Consider the following 342-nt stretch of genomic DNA (forward strand, 5'->3'; position numbering starts at 1 on the left):
CTTCCGTCCGTACATCTACGCGCTGCTGAAAGACGACTCTAAAATCGAAGAAGTTAAAAAAATCACCGCGGAACGTCACGGTAAAATCGTTCGTATCGTTGACGCGGAAAAAGTTGAAAAAAAATTCCTGGGTCGTCCGATCACCGTTTGGCGTCTGTACTTCGAACACCCGCAGGACGTTCCGACCATCCGTGAAAAAATCCGTGAACACTCTGCGGTTGTTGACATCTTCGAATACGACATCCCGTTCGCGAAACGTTACCTGATCGACAAAGGTCTGATCCCGATGGAAGGTGACGAAGAACTGAAACTGCTGGCGTTCGACATCGAAACCCTGTACAA

1 pseudogene is annotated in these 342 nt (G+C 48.5%); it reads left to right on the top strand.

What is annotated here, in order from left to right:
- Positions 1–342, top strand: a pseudogene (locus tag SB847_RS20700) (DNA polymerase); the annotation flags it as partial.

The sequence above is a fragment of the Bacillus sp. SIMBA_026 genome (assembly GCF_046535335.1).
Taxonomy (GTDB): domain Bacteria; phylum Bacillota; class Bacilli; order Bacillales; family Bacillaceae; genus Bacillus; species Bacillus velezensis.